At 73.3% G+C, this 23,016-nt stretch carries 20 protein-coding genes and 2 riboswitches; of the genes, 14 read left to right on the top strand and 6 right to left on the bottom strand.

All coding sequences use genetic code 11. The features are described from left to right. The first annotated feature begins 193 nt into the window (after nucleotides 1-193). Both argE and ASG32_RS20230 read left to right on the top strand, forming a co-directional pair. On the top strand, nucleotides 194-1,426 hold the full coding sequence (gene argE, locus ASG32_RS20240) for an acetylornithine deacetylase (RefSeq protein ID WP_056529961.1): 1,233 nt from the start codon (nucleotides 194-196) through the stop codon (nucleotides 1,424-1,426). Nucleotides 1,427-2,872: 1,446 nt separating this feature from the next. Then, a complete protein-coding gene (locus ASG32_RS20230) occupies nucleotides 2,873-3,346 on the top strand; it encodes a DoxX family membrane protein (protein ID WP_042673314.1) in 474 nt (157 codons plus the stop codon). A 45-nt stretch (nucleotides 3,347-3,391) separates the two neighbouring features. Here the strand turns inward: ASG32_RS20230 and ASG32_RS20225 are convergent, their stop codons facing one another. The 3 genes from ASG32_RS20225 to ASG32_RS20215 all read right to left on the bottom strand — a co-directional run bounded on the left by ASG32_RS20225 (nucleotide 3,392) and on the right by ASG32_RS20215 (nucleotide 4,876). Then, a complete protein-coding gene (locus tag ASG32_RS20225) occupies nucleotides 3,392-3,997 on the bottom strand; it encodes a glutathione S-transferase (protein ID WP_056529958.1) in 606 nt (201 codons plus the stop codon). 97 nt (nucleotides 3,998-4,094) lie between these two features. Continuing rightward, nucleotides 4,095-4,352, bottom strand: coding sequence for a hypothetical protein (locus ASG32_RS20220; RefSeq protein WP_026605306.1), 258 nt, complete (start codon nucleotides 4,350-4,352; stop codon nucleotides 4,095-4,097). Between the two features lie 188 nt (nucleotides 4,353-4,540). Beyond that, a complete protein-coding gene (locus ASG32_RS20215) occupies nucleotides 4,541-4,876 on the bottom strand; it encodes a hypothetical protein (protein WP_056529955.1) in 336 nt (111 codons plus the stop codon). Between the two features lie 185 nt (nucleotides 4,877-5,061). Beyond that, nucleotides 5,062-5,164, top strand: a riboswitch (glycine riboswitch). A 3-nt stretch (nucleotides 5,165-5,167) separates the two neighbouring features. After that, nucleotides 5,168-5,277: riboswitch (glycine riboswitch) on the top strand. A gap of 65 nt (nucleotides 5,278-5,342) precedes the next feature. Between ASG32_RS20215 and ASG32_RS20210 the strand changes: the two genes are divergently transcribed. The 6 genes from ASG32_RS20210 (at nucleotide 5,343) to ASG32_RS20185 (ending at nucleotide 12,699) form a co-directional block, all read left to right on the top strand. Continuing rightward, the gene (locus ASG32_RS20210) at nucleotides 5,343-6,605 is read left to right on the top strand and encodes a D-amino acid dehydrogenase (protein ID WP_056529952.1); all 1,263 of its coding nucleotides are present in this window, start codon (nucleotides 5,343-5,345) and stop codon (nucleotides 6,603-6,605) included. 154 nt (nucleotides 6,606-6,759) lie between these two features. Beyond that, nucleotides 6,760-7,899 (top strand): pyridoxal-phosphate dependent enzyme, encoded by a 1,140-nt coding sequence (locus tag ASG32_RS20205; protein ID WP_056529949.1) that lies wholly within the window; start codon nucleotides 6,760-6,762, stop codon nucleotides 7,897-7,899. 48 nt (nucleotides 7,900-7,947) lie between these two features. Beyond that, nucleotides 7,948-9,069, top strand: coding sequence for a DSD1 family PLP-dependent enzyme (locus tag ASG32_RS20200; RefSeq protein ID WP_056529946.1), 1,122 nt, complete (start codon nucleotides 7,948-7,950; stop codon nucleotides 9,067-9,069). A gap of 125 nt (nucleotides 9,070-9,194) precedes the next feature. After that, nucleotides 9,195-10,133, top strand: a complete 939-nt coding sequence (locus ASG32_RS20195; RefSeq protein ID WP_056529943.1) for an ornithine cyclodeaminase family protein — start codon at nucleotides 9,195-9,197, stop codon at nucleotides 10,131-10,133. A gap of 43 nt (nucleotides 10,134-10,176) precedes the next feature. Then, nucleotides 10,177-10,965: a precorrin-6A synthase (deacetylating) gene (cobF, locus tag ASG32_RS20190; RefSeq protein ID WP_056529940.1), complete on the top strand. Its 789-nt coding sequence runs from the start codon at nucleotides 10,177-10,179 to the stop codon at nucleotides 10,963-10,965. A gap of 9 nt (nucleotides 10,966-10,974) precedes the next feature. After that, nucleotides 10,975-12,699 carry a DEAD/DEAH box helicase gene (locus ASG32_RS20185; RefSeq protein ID WP_056529937.1) on the top strand — a complete coding sequence of 575 codons (1,725 nt, stop codon included), beginning with the start codon at nucleotides 10,975-10,977 and terminating at the stop codon, nucleotides 12,697-12,699. A 788-nt stretch (nucleotides 12,700-13,487) separates the two neighbouring features. Here ASG32_RS20185 and ASG32_RS20180 read toward each other — a convergent pair. From ASG32_RS20180 to ASG32_RS20170, 3 genes are all read right to left on the bottom strand, one after another. Beyond that, nucleotides 13,488-14,432 carry an alpha/beta hydrolase gene (locus ASG32_RS20180; protein WP_020095530.1) on the bottom strand — a complete coding sequence of 315 codons (945 nt, stop codon included), beginning with the start codon at nucleotides 14,430-14,432 and terminating at the stop codon, nucleotides 13,488-13,490. Nucleotides 14,433-14,521: 89 nt separating this feature from the next. Further along, nucleotides 14,522-15,655 carry a hypothetical protein gene (locus tag ASG32_RS20175; RefSeq protein WP_056529934.1) on the bottom strand — a complete coding sequence of 378 codons (1,134 nt, stop codon included), beginning with the start codon at nucleotides 15,653-15,655 and terminating at the stop codon, nucleotides 14,522-14,524. 97 nt (nucleotides 15,656-15,752) lie between these two features. Beyond that, nucleotides 15,753-17,009, bottom strand: a complete 1,257-nt coding sequence (locus ASG32_RS20170; RefSeq protein ID WP_056529931.1) for a histidine kinase dimerization/phosphoacceptor domain -containing protein — start codon at nucleotides 17,007-17,009, stop codon at nucleotides 15,753-15,755. A 243-nt stretch (nucleotides 17,010-17,252) separates the two neighbouring features. On the opposite strand from ASG32_RS20170, the gene ASG32_RS20165 reads away from it, so the two are divergent. The 6 genes from ASG32_RS20165 to ASG32_RS20140 all read left to right on the top strand — a co-directional run bounded on the left by ASG32_RS20165 (nucleotide 17,253) and on the right by ASG32_RS20140 (nucleotide 22,987). After that, nucleotides 17,253-17,516: a hypothetical protein gene (locus ASG32_RS20165; RefSeq protein ID WP_020095533.1), complete on the top strand. Its 264-nt coding sequence runs from the start codon at nucleotides 17,253-17,255 to the stop codon at nucleotides 17,514-17,516. Nucleotides 17,517-17,619: 103 nt separating this feature from the next. Continuing rightward, complete coding sequence (locus ASG32_RS20160; RefSeq protein WP_042673358.1) at nucleotides 17,620-17,850, top strand: DUF2945 domain-containing protein; 231 nt, start codon at nucleotides 17,620-17,622, stop codon at nucleotides 17,848-17,850. A gap of 116 nt (nucleotides 17,851-17,966) precedes the next feature. Beyond that, nucleotides 17,967-18,461, top strand: coding sequence for a (2Fe-2S)-binding protein (locus ASG32_RS20155; RefSeq protein ID WP_042673359.1), 495 nt, complete (start codon nucleotides 17,967-17,969; stop codon nucleotides 18,459-18,461). Next, on the top strand, nucleotides 18,458-19,501 hold the full coding sequence (locus tag ASG32_RS20150) for a xanthine dehydrogenase family protein subunit M (RefSeq protein ID WP_056529928.1): 1,044 nt from the start codon (nucleotides 18,458-18,460) through the stop codon (nucleotides 19,499-19,501). The genes ASG32_RS20155 and ASG32_RS20150 overlap by 4 nt, the downstream gene beginning before the upstream one ends. A gap of 170 nt (nucleotides 19,502-19,671) precedes the next feature. Then, nucleotides 19,672-21,936, top strand: coding sequence for a xanthine dehydrogenase family protein molybdopterin-binding subunit (locus ASG32_RS20145; RefSeq protein ID WP_056529924.1), 2,265 nt, complete (start codon nucleotides 19,672-19,674; stop codon nucleotides 21,934-21,936). A gap of 115 nt (nucleotides 21,937-22,051) precedes the next feature. Then, nucleotides 22,052-22,987: a dihydrodipicolinate synthase family protein gene (locus ASG32_RS20140; protein ID WP_056529921.1), complete on the top strand. Its 936-nt coding sequence runs from the start codon at nucleotides 22,052-22,054 to the stop codon at nucleotides 22,985-22,987. Nucleotides 22,988-23,016: the final 29 nt, after the last annotated feature.

The following is a 23,016-nucleotide window of genomic DNA, read 5'->3' as shown; positions in this document are numbered from 1 at the left end:
GGCAACGCATCCACTCGGCACTCGGCTATCTCACGCCCGAGCAAGCCGAGAGGACCGCGAAATGATCTCCCTGTGTCCGCGACACCGAGGGAGGATCAAGCCAAGACCCAGCCAAGACCCAGCCAAGACCCAGCCAAGACCCAGCCAAGACCTCCCCACGGCCTCCCCACGGCCTCCCCACGACATGGGATCCATGACAGAGTCCGCACAGACCGCCACGCCGCGCCCCGGCACGCCCGATCCGGCGGCGCTGCTCGCCGCGCTCGTCGCCTTCGACACGGTGAGCGCCCGCTCGAACCTGCCTCTGATCGACTGGGCGGAGGCCTATTGCCGCGACCTCGGCGCCGCGGTGGAGCGGGTGCCGGATCCGACGGGCCGGAAGGCGGCGCTGCTGGTCAGCGTCGGGCCGTACGAGACGCGCCCCGGCTACGTGCTCTCCGGCCACAGCGACGTGGTGCCGACCGACGGCCAGCCCTGGTCGTCGGACCCGTTCGTCCTGCGGGAGGAGGGCGGGCGGCTCTACGGGCGCGGCACCTCCGACATGAAGGGGTTCCTCGCGGTCTGCCTCGCGCTCCTGCCCGAGATGGTCGCGGCGGAGCTCGCCACCCCGATCCACATCGCGATCTCGTACGACGAGGAGATCGGGTGCCTCGGCGTGCGCCCGCTGATCGCCCGGATGCTCGAGCGCGTGCCGCGGCCGCTCGGCTGCTTCGTGGGCGAGCCGACCGGAATGGACGTGGTGGTCGGCCACAAGGGCAAATCGGCCGCCCGCCTCACCTTCCGCGGCAAGGCCAGCCACTCGGCCCTGGCGCCCCAGGGGGTCAACGCGGTCGAGTACGCCGCCCGCTTCATCGAGCATGTCCGCCTGTCGGCGGAGGCCATCGCCCGGGACGGCGCCCGCGACGCGCTCTACGACGTGCCCCACACCACCGGCCTGTCGAGCGTGGTCCGGGGCGGATCGGCGCTCAACATCGTGCCCGACAGCTGCAGCGTCGAGTTCGAGTACCGGGCGATCGGCGCGGACGATGCCGCCGCGCTGGCGGCGTCCGCGATCGCCTACGCCACCGGGACGCTGGCGCCGCTGATGCGGGCCGGCGATCCGGCCTGCGGCGTCGCGGTCGAGCCGCTGATCGATTATCCGGGCCTCGACACCGATCCGGAGGCGGCGATCGTGACCCTGGCCAAGCGCCTCGCGGGCCGCAACGGCCACGCCAAGGTCTCGTACGGCACGGAGGGCGGGCTGTTCGAGCGGCTCGGCGGCGTGCCGGCCGTGGTGATCGGGCCGGGCTCGATCGCGCGCGCCCACCGGGCGGACGAGTACGTCACCCGGGACGAACTCGCGGCCTGCGCGGGCTTCGTGCGGCGGCTGATCGGCGCCTGCGTGACCGGCTCCGCGGCGGCGTCCCAGGGTGCGCTCCCGGGCTGAACCGGCCTCCGCGCCGGTCGGGCGCGCCGCCGGTCCGCGGAGCCTCCGCCGCGCGGCGCGATCTCACCAGGGCGATCTCACCAGGGCGATCTCACCAGGGGATGCGGCCGAAGCGGTCGACCAGCCGCCGGTACTCGGCCTCGCTCTCGGCCCTCGACGTCCCGCCCTGGCCGACATCCGAGCTTCCGGAGCCCGGATGCACGAGGCGGCACACCAGCGGCAGGACGAAGCCGTGGCGCGCGAGCTGCACGTTGGGGCCGCCGAGCTGGAGGACGTTGGCGAGCCACGGGCGGACCAGGGAAGCGTGCTGCAGCGTGACGGGCGCCGTCGCCTCGACGAGGTGGGCGCGGCGCAGGCCGGTCTCGGCGAGGCGGCCGAGCCACTCGTTGTCGTAGCGCCACTTCGCGGCCGGGCTGATCGCGCCGACCTGCGCGAAGGTCGTCCGCCGCATCAGCCAGCCCGACGGCGTCGCGAAGTCGTTGATCCGCACCACCTCGCCGGCCTCGTCGGTCTCGAGCTGCGTCGAGGAGACGAAATCGNGTCCGCCGCATCAGCCAGCCCGACGGCGTCGCGAAGTCGTTGATCCGCACCACCTCGCCGGCCTCGTCGGTCTCGAGCTGCGTCGAGGAGACGAAATCGAAGCGGTCCAGGGCGCGGACGGCGACGCCCAGATAGGGCGGCAGCCAGCGATCGTCGTCCTCGAGGAAGCCGACGAGGTCCCAGCTGTCGTCGACGGCGGCGATGGCGGCGTTCAGCGCGGGGATCTGGCCCTTGCGCGCGCCGCGCGCGAAGGTGACCTGCGGGTGCGCGGCGAGCCGTGCCGGGATCTCGGTCCGGGGATCGGTCCCGACGAAGAAGTGGATCGTCGCCGGCCGGTCGAGCTCCTGGGCGTTGGCGCTCGCGATCGCGTGCTCCAGGAAGTACGGGCCGGCCTCTCCGGCCAGGGTCGAGGGTTTGAGCCGCGACGGCGTGATGATCGCGATTCGCATGGTCAAGGCTCGCCGGTTCTGCGGATACGGTTTGCGGTCCGGTTCCCCCGATCTGCGCGCCGTCACGCGTGATCACCGCGCGTCGACCGAGAGAGACTTGCAGAACTGGAGCCGAGACGGGACCGTGCCTGTCAAGTCTCGGACGATCGGTTCGGGTTGAGTTCAATAATAGTCGAAAAGATTCCGAGCTACTGTATACATCGCGATCGATCGGTCGGCCGAGAATCGATCCGAAATTCTGAAAATTTCCGGTGTTCCATTATTTTCGCGAAACGGCTTGAATCATTGTTGCCGCGATGCCACCCTCGCTCGAAGAAGCGCGGCATGCCGGGCGGCAGAGCCCCTCCCGGCCGGCACCGGCCCGTCGCGGAGGAAACCTTCGCGCCGCTCGCGGCTTGGATCACCGCCTTGGATCAGCGGTCCGCACCGGGCCGGGTTGAGGGAGACCCTTCAGAGCATGGCCAGCCTCAGCGTCGCGATCGCGTTCGGCGTCCGCCTGCTCCTCGTGCTGCTGTTCCTGCCGTTCAGCGCCCTCGACAAGATCCTGAACTTCAGGGGCGCGGTCGGGCAGGCGCGGCAGGCCGTGCACGCCACCGCGCCCGCGGCGGCGCTGATCCTGATCGGGCTCTGCGTCGAGATCGGGATGTCGCTGTGCATCCTGACCGGGACCGCCGACCGGGCCGCCGCCTTCGTGCTCGCCGGCTATTGCGGGGTGACGGCGCTGCTGTGGAAGCAGTTCTGGGTGCCGGGGGATTTCTGGGCCGGGGGCAGGGGCCGCGAGCTGTTCTGGGACTTCCTGAAGAACTTCGCGCTGGCGGGCGGCTTCCTGCTCATCACCTTCGGCACCGGCGCCGGGACGGTCCAGGACTTCCTCGCCGATCCGCTCGGATCGACCCATCCCTACGCGATCGCCGACCGGGCCCGGCCGTAGCGGGGCGCGGTCTGCGCGGCTCGGCGCGGCGAGGCCCTCAGCCCCTCAGCCCTTCGGCACGGTGGCTTCCATGGACGGGCGGCGCTCGAACTCCGCGTACCAGGCGGCGACCGCCGGGCGGCCCTCCCGCCACGCGAGATCGGGGAAGCGCAGGTCCAGGTAGCCGAGCGCGCAGCCCAGCGCGACCGTGCCGATATCCAGCGCCGGCATCCCGCCGACCAGGCTCTCGAACCGGTCCAGCGCCGCGCGGATCTTGCCGACCTGACCGGCCTCCCAGGCGTCCCAGCGGTGGGGCTCGGGACGCAGCACCCGCTCGTAGCGGGTGAGCAGCGCCGCATCGAGCAGGCCGTCGGCGAGCGCCTGCCGGGTCAGCGCGTCCCAGCGGGCGGCGCCCTCGGGGAACAGGCGCGGGCCGGCGGAGAGGTTGTCGAGATACTCGCAGATCACACGGCTGTCGTAGAGGGATGTGCCGTCCTCCAGCACCAGGGCGGGGATCTTGCCCAGCGGATTGTGGGCGGCGACCTCCGCGGAGGGGCCGGTCGGCGAGGCCCCCGCGACGGTGACGGCGATCCGGTCGATCAGGCCCGTCTCGTGGGCGAGGACCAGCACCTTGCGGGCGTAGGGAGAGGCGGGGGAGTAGAGGAGCTTCATCGGACCGTCCCGGTTTGGTCTCAGGCGCCGTGATCGCGGCGCCGGGACCTTGCACCGATACCGCGGGGAATCCAGTCCCCGGCGCCCCGCCGGAGGCTCAGACCTTCCGGGTCACCCTGGAGCCGGCATGGACCACCCGGCTGCGGCTCCGGCCCGAGCTCGGGCGTCGCACCCGCACCCGCTGGCGCCAGACGAGGATGGCGCTCGCCACCCGATCGAGGACGAGCATGCACAGGCTGCCGACGATGGCGAGCACGCAGGCGGCCCCGATCAGGACGCCCCAGATCCCGGGGGCTGGGATGATCATCAGGCACAGGAGACCGAAGACGGCCGCGCCAGGTATCCACTTCGCCATCGCGCCGTCCGCCTGAACCAAGGGTGTCGTTCGGGCACAAGCTGCACCGAGACCCTTAAGAGGGTTGGTTCGACTGGTGTGTAGGCGAATAGTTTTGTCTCTAGAAGATATGAATCTGTCAGTCTCGGTTTATGTACGGTAAATACGGCGGTGAATATGGTCGGTCATCGGCGTCCCGGGACCTGATCTCAATCCACCAGCGACAAGGTCCGTCCGGCGCTGACCAGATGGTAGAAGCGGCCGTCGAACATCTGCATCACCGCCTCGGTGGCGGCGTGCGATTCCGGGCGGATCGACGAGGCGAGGCAGGCGTCCAGGGCCGCCTGGTCGGGGAAGTCCATCTCCAGGATCATGGCGATCGGCCGCGCGTCGTCGTCCTTGGAGACGAGGCGCTGGACCCGCACGGCGGTGACGCCCGGGAACCGCCGCCAGAACGGCTCCAGCTCGTCCCGGACCCGGCGGAAGAACTCCTCCTCCCGCCCGTCGCGCACCGTGCCCTCGTAGATCGCGGTCCTGGTCAGCATCGGCCGTCCCCCGGAAGTCCCCGTCAAACCCCCGGGTCAACCGCCGGCGGCGGGGATCGCTCCCCGCGATGATCCGGCAGCGCTCCGGCGGTGACAACGCGCACCGGCTGTCGGCGGAATCGGCCGCCGGCGGGACGGACGGGCTTCTCCCCCGCGGCCGGTCGGCGTATTCAGGGACAGCCCATCGTGACGATGCGGGAGAGACCGGGATCTTCCCAGCAGAGGGGACCCGGCGCCGACGGAGCAACCGCCCCGGAAACTCTCAGGCACCGGAACCGTGTCGTCAGGGCGATCTGGAGAGTGGTGCAGCGGGCTGAAACCGTGGGCACCCGCCGAAGGGGACGTCCGTGCCTCGCCTCGCCAGGGCGGGTCGGATCAAGCTCTCAGGCACCGGGACAGATGGGGCGCGCAACCGGCCGACCGCTCGAGGGCGGCCTCCACGCGTCCAGTCCCGGAGTCCAAGCTCATGACCCACATCGCCGTGATCGGCGCCGGCATCACCGGCGTGACGACCGCCTACGCGCTCGCCCAGCGCGGCTACCGCGTCACCGTCCTCGACCGGCAGCGCTACGCCGCCATGGAGACCTCCTTCGCCAATGGCGGCCAGCTCTCGGCCTGCAACGCCGAGGTCTGGAACAAGCTCTCCACGGTGATGCAGGGCCTGCGCTGGATGCTGCGCCGGGACGCGCCGCTGCTGATGAATCCCAAGCCCTCCTGGCACAAGCTGTCGTGGATGGCCGAGTTCGTCCGCGAGATCGCCCATTACCGGGAGAACACCGTGGAGACGGTGCGGCTGGCCCTGAAGGCCCGGGAGGCCCTGTTCGCCATGGCCGAGGCCGAGGGGATCGACTTCGACCTGAAGACCCGCGGCATCCTGCACTTCTACCGGGACCGGGCGAGCTTCGAGAAGGCGACCGCCGTCAACGCCCTGCTGCGGGAGGGCGGCCTGGAGCGCTACGCCGTGACCCCCGAGGAGATCCGGGCGATCGAGCCGACGCTGGCCGGGCGCTACCACGGCGGCTTCTTCACGCCCTCGGACGCCACCGGCGACATCCACAAATTCACCCGCGGCCTCGCGGCCGCTTGCGCGCGCAAGGGCGTCCGCTTCGTCCAGGACGCCAGCGTCGAGACGATCGCGCCCGGGGAGGGGGGCTACGCCGTCGGCTGGCGCGAAGCGGGCCGGCCGGCCGGCGACGCGCGGGTCCTGCGGGCCGACGCGGTGGTGGTCTGCGCGGGCTGCGCCAGCCGGCACTTCGCGGCGATGCTGGGCGACCGGGTCAACGTCTACCCGGTGAAGGGCTACTCGATCACCGTGAACCTGCTGACCCCGGAGGCGCAGGCGGCGGCCCCGGAGGTGAGCATCCTCGACGAGGCGGCCAAGATCGTCACCAGCCGCCTCGGCGACGAGCGCCTGCGGGTCGCCGGCACCGCCGAGTTCAACGGCTTCAACCGCGACATCCGCCACGACCGGATCGAGCCGCTGGTCGACTGGACCCGCGAGCAGTTCCCGCGCGTCGACACCGACCGGGTGGTGGCCTGGAGCGGGCTGCGACCGATGCTGCCGACCATGCTGCCCAGGGTCGGCCGCGGCCGACTGCCCGGAATCTTCTACAACACCGGGCACGGCCATCTCGGATGGACCCTCTCGGGCGCCACCGCCGAGCTCGTCGCCGGGGCGGTCGCCGCCGAGCACGCCCCGGAGCCGACGATCCTGCCGCTCGCGGCCTGACCCGGGTCGCCGAAGGGCCCGAGGCCCTTCGGCAGGTTGTCAGGGCGGAGCCCTGACGCGCAGCGCGGCGCGCCGTCCCATCCTCGAACAGGGGGCGCGCCGTCGAAGATTATTTTGTATTCTCTTTCCGAACCACCCCGGAACCCGAGCCGCGATGCCCTCGTCTCCCGCCTATCTCGACCCCGCGACCGGGGCGACCTACCCGATCGAGACGCCGCGCTGGCGCTCCGAGACGGGCGGTCCGCTGATGCTCACCGACCTGCCGGGAATCGGGCGGGCGGAGATCGACACGGGCCGGCGCTCCCTCTGGCGCTACGCCGCCGCCCTGCCGGTGGCGGTGGCCGACCCGGTCACGCTGGGCGAGGGCTGCACCCCGCTGGTGCGCCGGCCCTGGCGGGGCGGCCACGCCCATTTCAAGCTCGAGTGGTTCGCGCCCTCGGGCAGCTTCAAGGACCGGGGCGCCGCCGTGATGCTGTCGATCCTGCGCCAGCAGGGGATCGACGCGGTGCTGGAGGATTCCTCCGGGAACGGCGGCGCCGCGGTGGCGACCTACGCGGCCGCCGCCGGGATGCGGGCCAAGATCCTGGTCCCGGCCTCGACCTCGCCGGCCAAGACCGTCCAGATGCGGGCCGCCGGCGCGGAGGTCGAGCTGGTGCCCGGCACCCGCCAGGACACCGCCGACGCGGCCGTCGCCCAAGCGGAGTCGATCTTCTACGCCAGCCACAACTGGCAGGCCCATTTCCTCCAGGGCACCAAGACGCTGGCCTACGAGCTGTGGGAGGATCTGGGTTTCACCGCGCCCGATGCCGTGATCATCCCGTGCGGGGCCGGCAGCAACATCCTCGGCTGCGATATCGGCTTCTCGGAGCTGCTGCGCCGGGGGGCGATCGCCCGCCTGCCGCGGCTCTACGCGGTCCAGCCGGCCCATTGCGCCCCCCTGCACGCGGGTTTCGAGGCCGGCGCCGCGGATTTCGTGCCGGTCACCCCGCGCCCGACGCTGGCCGAGGGCGCCTCGATCGCCCAGCCGGTCCGCGGCCGGGAGGTGCTGGCGGCGCTCCGCCGCTCCGGCGGCGGCACCGTGGCGGTCTCCGAGGACGCCATCGAGGCGGCCCTGATGGAGCTCGCCCGGTCGGGCCTCTACGTCGAGCCGACCTGCGCCATGGCGGCGGCGGCGCTCACCGACCTCACCGCGCGCGGCGCGATCCGGCCCGGGGAGACCACAGTGGTGGTGCTCACCGGCACCGGCATCAAGGCGACGCCGCGCATCGCCGAGCTTCTGGGCCTCGCCCCGTAACCCGGCTCCCCCCGCCACGAGATCCGCACGCGTTCAGGAGGACACACCATGCGTAACAACATCCCCGCCACCGTCGGGATGCCGGTCGAGGAGGTGGACACCCCCTGCCTGCTGGTCGACCTCGACGCCCTCGAGCGCAACGTCGACACGCTCGGACGCTTCATGAAGGCGCACGGCCTGCGCCACCGGGCGCACGCCAAGACCCACAAGTCGTCCGACATCACGGTCCTGCAGATGGAGCGGGGCGGCGCCTGCGGCGTCTGCTGCCAGAAGGTCAGCGAGGCCGAGGCGCTGGTGAGCGCCGGCATCCGCGACGTGCTGGTCTCCAACCAGGTGGTGGCGCCGAAGAAGATCGAGCGCCTCGCGGCGCTCGCCACCCGCGCGCGGGTGCTGGTCTGCGTCGACGACCTCGGCAATGTCGACGACCTCTCGGCGGCGGCGGTCCGGTACGGCGTCACCCTCGAGTGCCTCGTGGAGATCGACGTCGGCGCCGGCCGCTGCGGCGTCGCGCCGGGCGAGCCCGCCGTGGCGATCGCGAAGAAGATCGCGGCGGCGCCGGGCCTGCGCTTCGCGGGCCTGCAGGCCTACCAGGGCAAGGCCCAGCACGTGCGCGATTTCGGCGAGCGGAAGGCCCTGATCCAGACGGCGATCGACGAGACGAAGCGCACCGTCGACCTGCTCAAGGCCGAAGGGCTCGACTGCGCCATCGTGGCGGGGGCCGGCACCGGCAGCTTCGCCATGGAGGGCGGCAGCGGCGTCTACAACGAGCTGCAATGCGGTTCCTACGTCTTCATGGACGCCGACTACCAGCGGGTGAAGGACGCGGACGGGCGACCGATCGCGGAGTTCGAGAACAGCCTGTTCATCTACACGGCGATCATGAGCAAGGCGAAGGCGGACGTCGCGATCTGCGATGCCGGCCTGAAGGCGCAGAGCATCGACAGCGGGCTGCCGGTGGTCTTCGGCCGGGACGACGTGGAGTACGTCAAGTGCTCGGACGAGCACGGGGTGATCAGCGATCCCGGCAACGTGCTGAAGCTCAACGAGCGCCTGAAGCTGATCCCCGGCCATTGCGACCCGACGGTCAACGTCTACGACTGGTACGTGGGCGTGCGGAACGGCCGGGTCGAGGCGATCTGGCCGGTCACCGCCCGCGGCATGACGTTGTAACGGGATTCCGAAGGGCCGAGGCCCTTCGGCGGGGCGTCGGGGCGGCGCCCCGACATCGGGCTCCGCCCGATACTCGCGAAAGGTCTCGACCTTTCGAAACCATGACTCGGGAGGTCCCTGAATCCATGCGCTTCATCTCCGAGGAGGACTCCGCCGCCCTGGTCGATCACGCCATGGCGTTCGACGCGGCCCGCGCGGCGCTGATCGCCGCGGTGGCGCCAGGGACCACCCTGTTCCCGGCGGTGCTCGGCCACGGCTCGGAGCCGGCCAACCGGTTCTCGATCAAGTCGGGCTCCACGGCGGACTATGCCGGCCTGAAGGTCGGCTCGTTCTGGCCCGGCAACCCGGACCGGGGCCTGCCGCGGCACAATTCGGTGATCCTGCTGTTCGACCAGGCCGTCGGCCGGGTCGACACGGTGATCGAGGCCGGGCGGGTGAACGCCTACCGGACCGCCGCCGCCGACGCGGTGGCGGCCAGCGTCCTGGCGCGGCCGGATTCGGCGGTGCTCGCCGTGTTCGGGGCCGGCAACCAGGCCGAGTTCGAGTGCGCGGCGCTCGCCCGGGTCCTGCCGATCCGGACGGTGCTGGTCGTCGCCCGGGACGCCGCCAAGGTCGCGGGCTTTGCCGAGCGCCTGGCGGGGCAGGGGGCGTCCGGGCTCGACGTGCGGGCGGCCGCGCCCCGGGAGGCCTGCGCGGCGGCCGACGTGATCGTCACGGCGACGCCGGCCCGCGCGCCGCTGTTCGAGGCCGACTGGGTCCGCCCCGGCACGCACGTCGCCGCCATGGGCGCGGACGCCAAGGGCAAGCAGGAGCTGCCCCCCGCCCTGCTGGAGCGGGCGGCCCTGTTCTGCGACCTGCCGGAGCAGTCGCGCACCATCGGCGAGTTCCAGCACGCCTCCGCGGACGCCCAGGCCGGAATGCGGGCGCTCGGCGACGTGCTCCGGAGCGGGGAGGGGGGCCGGACGGGTCCGGAGGCGATCACCGTGTTCGATTCCTCCGGCATCGCCCTGCAGGACCTGACCATCGCCCGGGCGATCCTCGCCAAAGCCGACGCGCGCCTGTAGGGGGAGGCCGGCGCCGGCCCTCCCCGCCCCGGCGGAGGACGGCATGCAGGACAGGCAGATCCGGGTCATCGGCATCGGCACGGGCGATCCCGAGCACCTGACCCTCCAGGCGGTGCGGGCGCTCGCCGACGTCGACGCGGTGTTCGTCCTCGACAAGCGCGCCGAGACCGCCGACCTCGTCGAGATCCGCCGCCGGATCTGCGCGGCCCATATCGCCAAGCCACACCGGTTCGTCACCGTCGAGGACCCGCCCCGGGAGCGCCGCCCGGCCGATTACGGGCGCACCGTCGAGGCCTGGCACGCGGCCCGGGCCGAGCGGCTGGAGGCGGCCTTCGCGGCCCATCTCGGGGCCGGGGAGGTGGGGGCGATCCTGGCCTGGGGGGACCCGGCCCTCTACGACAGCGTCCTGCGCATCCTCGACCACATCCTGGCCCGCGGGCGCGTGCCGTTCCGGCGCCTCGTCGTGCCCGGGCTGTCCAGCGTGCAGGTCCTCGCCGCCCGCCACGGCGTCCCGCTGAACGGCATCGGCGGGTCGGTGCTGATCACCACCGGCCGGCGCCTCGCCGCGGGGTGGCCGGCGGAGGCGGAGAGCGTCGTGGTGATGCTCGACGGCGACCCGGCCTTCGCGCATCTCGACCCGGACCTGACGATCCACTGGGGCGCCTATCTCGGCAGCCCGGACGAGATCTTGGTCTCGGGCCGGCTGGGCGACGCGGGCGAGGAGATCCGCCGGGTCCGCGCCGAGGCCCGGGCCCGGCACGGCTGGATCATGGACATCTACCTGCTGCGCCGTGACCGCGCCGCCACGGACAGGGCCGGCGCGGCCGGTTAGACCGCCGCCATGCTGCGCCTGCGGGACTACCAGCGCGCCAGCCTCGACGCGCTCTCGGCCGCCTGGGCGCGGGGAGGGGCGGACGACGCGGCGCCCGGCCACCTGATCGTGCTGCCCACCGGGGCGGGCAAGGCGCTCGTGATCGCGGCGCTGGCCCGGGAAACCCTTGAGGAGAACCCCCTCGCCCGGGTGGCGATCGTCACCCACAGCCGCGAGCTGGTCGCCCAGAATTTCTCCGAGCTGACCCGGTCCTGGCCGGGGGCGCCGGCCGGGATCTTCTCGGCCGGGCTCCGGCGGCGGGAGGCCGGGGCGCAGGTGCTGGTCTGCGGCATCCAGTCGGTGGCCGACCGGCTCGACACGGTGGGCCCGCGCGACCTCGTGATCGTCGACGAGGCCCACCTGATACCCCGCGCCGCCGACACCCGCTACGGCCGCTTCCTGGCGGGCCTGCGCGCGCGGACTCCCGGGCTGCGGGTGGCGGGCTTCACGGCCACGCCCTACCGGCTCGATTCGGGCCGGCTCGACGAAGGCGAGCACCGGCTGTTCTCCGGCATCGCCTACGAGGCCGACACGTTCACGCTGATCCGGCGCGGCTTCCTGGCGCCCCTCGTCTCCAAGGCGACCCTCACCCAGCTCGACGTCTCGGGCGTCGGCCGGCGCGGGGGCGACTACATCCCGGGCGAGCTGGAGGCGGCGGTCAACCGCGACTGGATCACCCGGGCGGCGGTCGCGGAGCTCGCGGAGTACGGGCGTGCCCGCCGGGCCTGGCTCGCCTTCTGCGCCGGCCTCGCCCACGCGGAGGCCGTGCGCGACGCGGTGCGGGCGGAAGGGTATTCCTGCGAGAGCGTCTCGGGCGAGACACCCCGCCGGGAGCGCGACCGGATCGTGGCGGCGTTCCGGGCGGGAAAAATCCGCTGCCTGACCTCGGTGGGCGTGCTCGGGACCGGTTTCAACGTGCCCGAGGTCGATCTCGTGGCGCTGCTGCGCCCGACCCGCAGCACCGGCCTCTACGTGCAGCAGGTCGGCCGGGCGCTGCGCTGCGCGCCCGGCAAGGCCGACGCGCTGATCCTCGATTACGCCGGTCTGGTGCGGATGCACGGGCCCGTGGACGCCGTGACGGTCCGGAGCGCCACCCAGGGACTGGGCGGGGCAGGGGCCCCGCGCGCCAAGCCCTGCCCCGGCTGCGGCGCCCTGATCGCGCTGAACGCCTCCACCTGCGAGGCGTGCTGGACCGAGCCGGAGGCGGACCCGGACGCCGAGGCCCCGCACGAGGCCGCCGCAGACGACGAGCTGGCGATCCTCTCGGCGGATCCCGGGCTGCCCGGTCCCGAGCCGGCGGGCCCTGCCCCGGTGGCGGAGGCCGGCGGGCAGGAGGCTGCTCGGCAGGAGGCCGCCTGGCATCCGGTCACGGCCCTGAAGCTCGAGGCCGCACCCGACGGGCTCGACCTCGTCCTCGGCTGGCGGGACGGCCCCGCCGAGGCGGCGTGGCGCGTCCGCCTGCGGCCCGAACGCAGCGGCTACGAGCGGGAGAAGGCGGTGTCCTGGTGGCGCGGCCTCGGCGGCGGCCGGGACGCGCCGATGAGCGCCGCGGAATTCCTGGAGCGCGCCGCGCTCCTGGCCCGGCCGGCCTCGATCCGGATCCGGCCGGGCCGGCTGTCGGAGCATATCGACTGTCGGACCCGGGATGGCCGGATCCTCGGCGACGTGCGCCGCTTGGGCGGGCGCGCCGCGTGAGGCGGCGCGAGTCGCGGCGGGGAGGGGGCTCGGACCGCCCTCGCCCGATCCGGATGCCGCCGAGCCGAGCGGGCCTCGACGCTGGGCCGCACCGCCCGGATCCGGAGGCGGCCGGAGACGAGATCCCATCCGGGCTCGCAGCCGGCCACTCACAGCGGCTCAGCCGGCGGACCACCCCTCACCCAGCCCGATTTGCTCGTTACATTCCATAATATATCTTATGCGAACAACGGGGCAGGTGTGGGGGCTGGGTTGTCGGGTGCTGGGCGCCTCGGCCTGGAGGCCGCGCGGTTGGATCAGGGCTGCTGATCGGACGTCAGGTCGAGGCCGCAGGGTTGAAAGGCCGCGCGCCGCCGCCGGGCATGTTCGGCTCCGACCCGGGCCGCTACGTGCCCGTCGTCGCGCGCGACGCGGCGTGATCGCCACGGCGGGCGCGGGGACGAAGGGGCCGACGGGCGCCGAAGTCCGACGCTCCCGGGCAGGGCGGTCGGGTCAGGGGCCGGAGGCCCCTCCCCGCGGCGGACGGACTGGAACGACGCACGGCCGAGCGCTGCCGCGGCGCTCCGGCTAGCTCAGCGTCGCGCGCGGTGGCTGCCCGGCTCTTCGGGCGTGGCCGCCCGCGAACCCGGCGGCGATCTCCGACGCGCCCGGCGCGGTCCTGTCCGCGCGGGCGAGGGCACCTGCGCGTCCGGCCGGGCTCACCGGTCCCCTGCCCTGTCGGTCTGACGGCTCCCGAGCCGGATGGCCAACCCGGCGGGGCCATCCAGGCCAGCGGTGCGCGCACCGCGTCAGCGCATCACCGACACGCTGGTCAGCCAGAGCCGGCAGAGCCGCGGCCAGAGGGCGACCGGCGCCTCCGACCGGCCGATCCCGAAACCGTGGCCGCCGACCGCGAAGCGGTGGTACTCGACCGGTACGCCCGCTTCGCGGCAGGCCGCGTCCAGGATGCGGCTGTGCTCCGGGCTGATGACCGCGTCGTCGTCCGCCTGCACGAGGAACAGTGTCGGGCAACCGGACCGGATATGGGTCTGGAGCGACCAGTCCCGGCTCGCCGCCGGGCTCGGGGTCTCGCCGACGAGGGACCGCCGGGTGGTCGTGCGGTCGTAGGGCGGCTCCAGGCTCACCACGGGGTAGATCAGCGTCGCGAAGTCGGGCCGCGCCGACAGGTCGTCGGCCGCGTCGACGGGGTCGTAGGCCCGGAACGCGGAGCGCGCGGCGATGAGGCCGCCGAGGTGCCCGCCGGCGGAGAAGCCGAGCACGCCGACGCGGGCCGGGTCGATCCGGAAGCGCGCGGCCGCGGCGCGGATCAGGCGCAGGGCCCGCTGCCCGTCCTGGAGCGGCGCCAGGGGGCCCGCCGCCCAGCCCTCGCCCGGCAGGCGGTAGGTGAGCACGAAGGCCGTGATGCCCTGCGCGGCGAGCCAGAGCGCGGCGGGGAGCGCCTCCTTGACCATCCCGATCCGGGCGTAGCCGCCGCCGCCGGCGACGAGGACCGCCACGCCGGTCGGCGTCTCCGGGGCGTACACCTCCAGGACCGGCACGGCGACGTTCTTCACGGCGCCGCTGTCGTCGCGGACCGGCGGACCCTGCGGACCGCCGCCGCCCGGCGGCTCGCCCGGCCAGAGCGGGATCCGCTCCGGTGCCCCGACGGCGTCGGCCCCCCGCGCCGACAGGACGGCCGAACCCGCGGCCAGGGTGAGGAGCAGAGAGCGGCGGTCGGGCACGAAACCGGGCATGGGCCCCCTCGCGACGGGCGCGGTCCCGTGCGGCCCGGTAGGCAAGACCGCCGTGCCGGATCGGTTCCCGGTCGGGCGCCGGTCCGGGGCTAAAGGACCCGCGGCAGCAGCCGGCCGAGGAGATCCCGCCCCGGGAACCGGACCGGCGGCATCCGCAGGTCCGGCGCCGGCTCATCGCCGGGGATCGGCCCCTCGGCGAAGCGGGCCCCGGTGGACCAGAACCCGTCCCGCCGCGTGCCGATCATGCCGAGCCCGACGGGTTCCCGCGCCGCGTCGGGGCGCAGCCGTCCCGCCGCCCAGACGCGCTGCCAGCACCGGCGCCGCGACAGGTCGGCGTCCCGCCAGCCCAGCCGCGCGTAGCCGGCCGCCGCGAAGACCCGGTCCCCGGCGAAGTCCTCCGGAATCCAAACCCAGCTTGAGAACACGTGGACCGTGTCGGCGCGGAAGCCGGCCGGATCCACCGCCCGCGTGTAGGCGCTCAGAGCCGTCGCTCGGTGCCGGCCGACATGCCGGCGCAGGCGCCCCGGCAGCGCCAGCGCCTCCGGGAAGGCGGCGGCGTCGAGGCGGGTCGGTGCCGCGCCGCGCTCCAGCGCGTAGACGCTGTCCACGAGGTGCATCCAGGGTTCGAGATCGACCTCCCAGGCCTGCTCCACCGGCGCGAACCGGCGGACCCGTCCCTCGATCAGCCGGTCGGCGACGCGCCGGGCGGGCTCGGGAACCCAGTCCGGCCCGGCCTCGGTCACGCGGAGCAGCGTCGCGGGCCCGTGCGCACGGACCGCCTCGGCCAGGCGGGCGAAATCGGCCTCGGGCTCGTCGCGGCCGACCTTGCGCACCAGGATCTTCGACCCGTCGGCGAGCTCGTCCAGCAGCTTGCGCTTGAGATGGGCCAGCCGGCCGTACTCCCGCTCCAGCAGCGCCTCCGGCTCGATCGAGCCGGCCGGGTGCCCGGTATTCGCCCAGATGTTGTAGGCGACGCTGTGGCAGTAATAGGTGCCGCCGGAACTCACGGAGAGCCGCAGGTCGCCCGGCACGCCGAAATCCGCGAAGCCGCAGCGCAGGCCGCGGATCAGGTCCTCCATGGGCGTGTAGGAGAAGCGCAGCAGGCCGGAAGGCTCGACCCCGCCGTAGCGCTGCACGAACCCGAACTCGCAATTGTCGCCGAGGCTCCGAAAGGCGTGGAGCCGTTCGGCGAGGAGCGCCGCCGTCGTCCTGTTCTCGGTCACTGCATCCGCTCTGTCTCGCCGCGCCCGTCGCACCCCGATCGCGGCGGGGTAGGGCCATTGTCCAGTCCCCGCCCCCTCGTCGGGGCGCGCCCCACGCTCAGCCGGCCGGGGGCGCCTCCGGGGTTACCTCCAGGGGCACTTCCAGGCGGAAGCAGGCGCCCTTCTCTCGGGCCGGGATCGTCAGGCTGCCGCCGAGCTGGCGCGTGAGGCTGCCGACCACCCGCATGCCCAGGCTCTTCGAGCTGCGCCCGATCTCGAACCCCGCCGGAAGGCCGATCCCGTCGTCGGCAACCTCGACCACGAGCCCCTCCGGCCGCCGCTCGGCGCGGACCCGGATCTCGCCGCCCGCCGGGTGCGTCCCGGTCGGGTAGGCGTATTTCAGCGCGTTGGTGACGAGTTCGTTGACCAGGAGGCCGATGGGAATCGCCCGGTCGGCCGAGATCCGCTGCGGGCAGGCCGTGCAGGTAAGCCGCTGACCCGGCACGCCGCTGGCGAGGTTGGCCACCAGCTTCTCCAGGAAGGGCGCGAGGTCGAGCTCGCCCGGCACCCCCTCCCCTTCACCCTCTACCTTGTCACCCTGCCGCCAGAGCTGGTCGTGCACGCCCGCGATCGCCTCGACGCGGCTGCGCGCGTCCGACAGAGCCGCCTGAACGGCGGGTTCCTCGGCGGCCCGGGCCTGCAGGGCGAGGAGGCTCGCCACGATGGCGAGGCTGTTCTTGACCCGGTGGCTCATCTCGCGGGCCAGCAGGTCCTGCCGGGCGAGGGCGGCCCGCAGCAGGCTCTCGGTGCGCTGGCGCTCGATGGCGCCGCCGAGCAGGTTGGCGAAGCCCTGCATGAAGGCGATGTCGGCCTCCGCGAACATGCCCTCGCGGGTGTCGTCCACCTCCAGCACCCCGAAGGCGCCGTCCCGGTTCTCGATCAGCACGTTGATCGCCCGGCGGATGCCGTGCTCGGCCATGAGCTGCGGCGTGCGGAACCGGGTCTCGTCCGCGAGGTGGTTGGAGATCACAGGCCGGCCGGTCTTGAGGGCGAATCCGGCCGGGGAGGCGAGATCGGCCCCGATCCGGGCCTTGCCGATCACGTCGGGCCCCCAGCCGACACCGGCCCGGACCAGCAGGGTGTCGGCGCCGCGCCGATATTCCAGGGCCTTGCAGAACTCGGCGCCCATGCCCTGCGCGCACAGTTCCGCGGCCCGCTGCAGCAGGTGGTCGACATCGGTGCCGCGCAGAGCCTCGACACCGAACTCCGACAGGATCACCTGCTGGCGCAGGCGATAGTCGAGATCGGGCGGCGCGGGCGCGCGGCGCGGCTCGGGGCTCGGTTCCACTTCGGTCTGGTCGGTCTGCGGAGTCATGGAGGGCGGCAGGGTAGCAGGAAGGTGGCCCCGGCGCGAAGCGTCGTCGCCCGGAGGAGCGCACCCGTCCTCGCACCCGTCGCCGCGAGTGTCGTCGTACGTGTCGTCGTACGTGTCGTCGCACGTGTCGTCGCACGTGTCGTCGCACCCCGGCGGCCGCCCGGACCCCCCGGCCCCGTACGGCGTTCGTCCGTCGAGCACGCTTCGACGAATGCGTGGAGAAACGCGCGGAGGAACGCACGCATGGCCGACGACCTGAACGGACTCTCCGACAAGGCCCTCTCGATCCTCGCCTTCGCGGCCTATCACCGGCTCGTCAGCGGCGAGACGGTCACCTCGGTGATCCGCCGTGACGGCGCCGGCCACGAGGCCGACCCGGAGGGCGTGAAGGAGCTGGAGGGGCGCGGCCTCGTCACCGCCGGCGAGAGCGCCATCGACCTCGGCGAGACCGCGCAGGCGGCGGTCGAGACGATGGTCACCGCCCTGCGCCGGGAGGTCGGCCGCTGAGTGCGGCATCCCGGCCGTGGAAACCCGGGAACGCGCCCGCCGCCGGGCGCCTTTCCCCGCATCCACGCCCTCATTCACGCTCATATCCACGATGGAGACGCGCATGACCGCCAAGGCGAAGGTGAAGACCGGGGACGACGTCACCTACAAATGGGGCAAGGGCACCGTCTCGGGTGAGGTGACCAAGGTCCACACGCGGGACGTGGAGAAGACCATCAAGGGCAACACGGTGAAGCGCGAAGCCTCGAAGGCCGAGCCCGCCCTCGAGATCAAGACCGCCAAGGGCAAGACCGTGCTGAAATCGGCCTCCGAGGTTCGGGTCAAGTCGGCGTAAGCGCGCAACCTTCGCGTGCCGTGATCTTGCGCACATCGCTTTCTGCTTAAGGTCTCGCCGGAAGCGGGGCGGCGGCTATCTGTAACGGTTCCAGCCTCGGTAGCCGGGACCCCCGCATGACCATTCCCCTCAGGCTCACCCTGAACGGGCAGCCGCGCGAGATCGCCCTCGACGATCCGCGCGTCACCCTCCTCGATCTCCTGCGCGAGCGCCTCGGTCTGACGGGCGCCAAGAAGGGCTGCGACCGCGGCCAGTGCGGCGCCTGCACGGTCCTGGTGGACGGGCGCCGGATCAACAGCTGCCTGACCCTCGCCGCGAGCCTCGACGGCGCCGAGATCCTGACCATCGAGGGGCTCGCCGAGGGTGACCGGCTGCACCCGGTCCAGGCGGCCTTCATCGCCCATGACGGCTTCCAGTGCGGCTTCTGCACGCCGGGCCAGATCATGAGCGCGGTCGGCCTGATCCGCGAGGGCCAGGCCGGCACCGATCCGGAGCGCATCCGCGAGGGCATGAGCGGCAATCTCTGCCGCTGCGGCGCCTACGCGGGGATCCTGGACGCCGTGCAGGACGCGGCCGCCCGGACCTCGGAGCAGCGGGAGGACGCGGCGTGAGGACCTTCGACTACATCCGCCCCGCGAGCGTGCCCGAGGCCGTGGCGGCCGGCCAGCAGCCGGGCACCGCCTTCCTCGCCGCCGGCACCAACCTCGTCGACCTGATGAAGGGCGGTGTCGCCACCCCGGAGCGGGTCGTCGACATCACCCGCCTCCCCGGTCTCTCGGCCATCGAGCGGCTGCCGGACGGCACCGCCCGGGTCGGGGCCCTGGTCCGCAACAGCGACCTCGCCCACGACCCGGCCTTCGCCAAGGCCTACCCGATGGTGGCCGAGGCCCTGCTGGCCGGCGCCTCGGCGCAGCTGCGCAACGCCGCCACGGTCGGCGGCAACCTGATGCAGCGCACCCGCTGCCAGTACTTCACCGACGCGGTCTCGCCCTGCAACAAGCGCGCGCCCGGCTCCGGCTGCGCGGCCCTGGGGCACGCCACCCGCATCCACGCGGTCCAGGGCTGGAGCGAGCACTGCATCGCCACCCACCCGTCCGACTTCTGCGTGCCGCTCGCCGCCCTCGACGCGGTGGTCGAGATCGTCGGGCCGGACGGTGCCCGGGAGGTGCCGCTCACCGCGTTCCACCACCTCCCCGGCGACCACCCGGAGCGGGAGACCGCTCTGCTGACCGGCGAGCTGATCACCGCCCTGCGCCTGCCCCCCGAGGCGGCCGCGTTCCGGGGCAATGCCCGCTACCTCAAGGTCCGCGACCGCACCTCCTACGCCTTCGCGGTCGTATCGGCGGCGGCCGCCCTCACCCTGGAGGCCGGCGGCCGGATCGGACAGGCCCGGCTCGCCCTGGGCGGGCTGGCGCTCAAGCCCTGGCGGGTGGCGGAGGCTGAAGCCGCGCTCGCCGGGCAGGCACCCTCCCCCGAGGCCTTCGCGAAGGCCGCCGAGGCCGCGCTCGCCGGCGCCAAGCCCACCGGTGAGGCCAACGCCTTCAAGGTCGAGCTCGCCCGCCGGGTGGCGATCCGCGCGCTGACCCAGGCCGCCGCGGGCACGCCCGCCCGGATCCCGGCCCTCCCCGCTTCCCCGTTCGGCATCGTCTGACACGCGGTCGATGGCTTGGCACCGCCGTCCCTGCGAGCGGAGCGAAGCAGCCCGGTCGGCGCCGCGACCTGCGATGTCGCGCTGCCCTGGGTCACTTCGCTCCGCTCGCGATGACGGCGGGAGCTGCGTTGACCGGAACCTCCAACCGGAACCCGTCTGAGGAGACCCGCATGACCGCGACCTCCACGCCCGCCCCGAATCTCCCCGCCGGCGCGATCCGGCACGGCTCCAGCATCGGCCAGCCGCTGACCCGGCGCGACGGCCCGCTCAAGGTGACGGGCCAGGCCCGCTTCTCCGCCGACAACCTGCCCCCCGGAACCCTCCACGCGGCGCTCTGCGTCGCCCGGATCGCCCGCGGACGCGTCACCGGCCTCGACGTGGCCGCCGCCGAGGCGCATCCCGGCGTCGTCGCGGTGATGCGGCCGGGGCACGCCCCGACGCTCGCCAAGGACCCGGACGCCAAGGACGGGCCGTTCACGTTCCGCCTCGACCTCCTGCAGAACGACCGCGTCCGCTACGCCAACCAGCCCATCGCCGTAGTGATCGCCGAGACCCTGGAGGCGGCCACCGAGGGCGCCCGGCTGCTCGCCCCGACCTACGCGGCCGAGACGCCGCGGATCGGGCTCGATTCCGGCGAGGCCTTCACGCCGGATTCGGTCGGCGTCGGCGCGCCGCCCGTCGAGACGGACGGCGATGTCGAGGCCGGACTCGCGGCCGCGTCCAAGACGATCGCCGCCACCTACGAGACGCCGGCCCAGTATCACAACGCCATGGAGCCCCACGCGGCGGTGGCGAGCTGGGACGGGGACCGGCTGACGCTGTTCATGCCGACCCAGGCGCTCGCCATGTCGCAGGCAAGGCTCGCCGGGCTGTTCGGCATCGGCCCCGACGACATCCACATCGAGAGCCCCTATCTCGGCGGCGGCTTCGGCTCGAAGGGCGTCCCCGCCGGGCCGCAGGTGCTCGCCTGCATGGCGGCGAAGCTCGTCGGCAGGCCGGTGAAGCTCGTCCCGACCCGGACCCAGATGTACGGCCCGATGGGCCATCGCGGACCGACCCGGCAGACCCTCCGGCTCGGCGCCGACGCCTCCGGCAAGCTGACGGCCCTCGACCACCACATCCGCACCGCCTCGTCGAGCTTCGACGACTTCTTCGAGCCGGCGGGCCGGGCGACCAGCACCCTGTACGCGAGCCCGGCCATCGCCATCCGGCACGAGGCCGTGCGCCTCGACACCGGCACGCCGCTGTTCATGCGCGCGCCCGGCGAGGCGACCGGCAGCGTCGCCCTGGAGAGCGCGCTGGACGAGATGGCCCACGAGCTCGGCATGGACCCGCTGGAGTTCCGGCTCGCCAACTACGCCGAGGTCGAGCCGATCACCGGCAAGCCGTTCTCCTCGAAGGCCCTGCGGGACTGCTACCGGCGCGGCGCCGAGGCCTTCGGCTGGGCCGGTCGCCCGCTGCAGCCCCGCCAGACCCGCGACCGGGACGGGTTCCTGGTCGGCACCGGCATGGGCACCGCCACCTTCCCGGCGCTGATCTTCGAGGGGATGGCCCGGGCCGAGATCCGCGCCGACGGCACCGGCACGGTGGAGCTCGGGGCGATCGACATGGGCCAGGGCTCGTGGACGGCGCTCGCCCAGATCGCCGCCGACGGGCTCGGGATCGGGATGGACGCCCTCACCTTCCGGATGGGCTCGTCAGACCTGCCGAATGCCGGCATCGCGGGCGGCTCGGGCCACACCGCCACGGCGGGCGGCGCGGTCCACGCGGCGGCCGGCGACGTGATCCGGCAGCTCGCGGAGCTCGCCACCAACGACCCCGCCTCCCCGCTCTACGGCGCCGGCAATGCCGGCGTGACCGCCGCGGGCGGGCGTTTGACCCGGCGCGACGACCCGGGCCGGAGCGAGTCCTTCACCGACATCCTCCGGCGGGCCGGCCGGTCGCGCATCGAGGGCCAGGGCAAGGCCGGCGCCGACCCGGCCGCGCAGGCCTCCTACGCCATGCACGCCCACGGCGCGGTCTTCGCCGAGGTGAAGGTCGATCCAGATCTCGGCCAGATCCGCGTGAGCCGCCTCGTTGGCGCCTTCGCGGCCGGCCGGGTGATCAACCCGCGCCTCGTCCAGAGCCAGTATTACGGCGGGATGATCTGGGGCCTGTCCTTCGCCCTGCACGAGCGGGCCGAGATGGACCCGCGCACCGGCCGCTTCCTCAACGACAATCTGGCCGAGTACCACGTGCCGGTGAACGCCGACGTGCCCGCCATGGAGGCGATCCTGGTCCACGAGGACGACGCGGTGGTGAACAACCTGGGCGTGAAGGGGGTCGGCGAGATCGGCATCACCGGCACGGTGGGCGCCATCGCCAACGCGGTCTGGCACGCCACCGGCGTGCGGGTCCGCGAGATGCCGATCACCCTCGACAAGCTGCTGGGCTGATCCAGCGCTCCGGTCACGTGGAACCGGTCCCGGGCGCGTCGCGCCGCCCGGGATTTTTTAGTATGGGGCATGCCACCCGGCGGCCGGCGGCCGCCGCAGCAGCGCGGAGACCGGCATGCCTCTCACCAGCGACATCGGCGGCGTCGTCCCGATCGCGCCGACCCCGTTCCATCCGGACGGCCGGATCGACGAGGTCTCCCTCGACCGGGTGACCGACTTCTTCGGGGCGGCCGGCGTCGACGGCCTGACGATCCTCGGCCAGCTCGGCGAGGCCGGCAAGCTCGACCACGCGGAGGGCATCGCGGTGGCGCGGCGCGTCCTCGGGCGCACCCGGCTGCCGGTGATCGTCGGGGTCACGGCGCCGGGCTTCGCGGCCATGCGGTCGCTCGCCCGGGAGGTGATGGAGCTGGGCGCGGCCGGGGTGATGATCGCGCCGCCCAACACGCTCCGCACCGACGATCAGGTGGTCGGCTATTTTCGGAATGCCGCCGAGGCCGTGGGCCCGGACGTGCCCTTCGTGCTTCAGGACTATCCCCTCACCTTCTCGGTCCAGATGACCCCCGGCGTGATCCGCCGGATCGTGTCGGAGAACCCCTCCTGCGTGATGCTCAAGCACGAGGACTGGCCGGGGCTGGAGAAGGTCTCGACGCTGCGCGGCTTCGAGGCGGACGGCTCGATGCGCCACATCTCGATCCTGGTCGGCAACGGCGGTCTGTTCCTCGATTTCGAGACCGAGCGCGGCGCCGACGGGGCCAATACCGGCTACGCCTTCCCGGAGATGCTGGTCGACGTGGTCCGCCTCGGCCGGGCCGGGGAGCGCGACGCCGCCCACGACCTGTTCGACGCCCACCTCCCCTATCTCCGCTACGAGCAGCAGCAGGGCCCGCTGGGGCTCGCGGTCCGCAAATACGTGTTCATGCGCCGGGGGATCTTCGCGTCCGACGCGCAGCGCAAGCCGTCGCAGGCGCTGACCGCGCAGGCGAAGGCCGAGGTCGAGTACCTGCTGGCCCGCCTCGCCCGCACCGACGCGCGGGCCCGTCTCGCGGCCTAGACCGCCCCCGCCGCGCCCTGCCCCGGCCG

It is taken from the genome of Methylobacterium sp. Leaf361, assembly GCF_001424445.1.
GTDB lineage: Bacteria > Pseudomonadota > Alphaproteobacteria > Rhizobiales > Beijerinckiaceae > Methylobacterium.
Note: the sequence above shows the minus strand (reverse complement) of the source record. Positions and strands in the feature narration are given on the sequence as shown.